This is a genomic window from Pseudomonas sp. SDO5215_S409 (assembly GCF_054071325.1).
Map to the genome: position 1 here is coordinate 1 of NZ_JBSVWN010000184.1, position 372 is coordinate 372.

The 372-nt window shown below is 59.1% G+C and carries 1 protein-coding gene; it reads right to left on the reverse strand.

Annotated features, from left to right (window positions below; all coding sequences use genetic code 11):
• On the reverse strand, positions 1 to 372 hold a 372-nt coding region (locus tag ACW9H9_RS28835; protein WP_457370505.1), incomplete at both ends, for a contractile injection system protein, VgrG/Pvc8 family.

Consider the following 372-nt stretch of genomic DNA (forward strand, 5'->3'; position numbering starts at 1 on the left):
ACCGCGCTTTGGGGTGTTCGGTCAGGGCCAGAAAATGACCACTGACCAACAACGGCTGATCGCTTTTCCCCTCCGCCAATTGGTAATCGCTGCGGTGCCGTTCCAGCGAACGTTTGGCCAGGTGTTTGCCACGTTCACGGTCGGTGAAGCGCCCTGGATAGTCGTAATCTTCCAGGTCTGGCAACGCATCACCACGGTTCTGGCTTTCCAGGGTCAACCGCGGCTTTTGAAAGTCGTAATCCCGTCGGGTGGTGCGGCTGGTGCGAGTTTCCAAGCGCAGGTCAAACCGCTTGATCACCGGGTCACTGGCGACCATCCCGGAGTCTTGCTGATACGCCACCGGCGCCAGTTTAGGGAACACCGTCTGGTCGT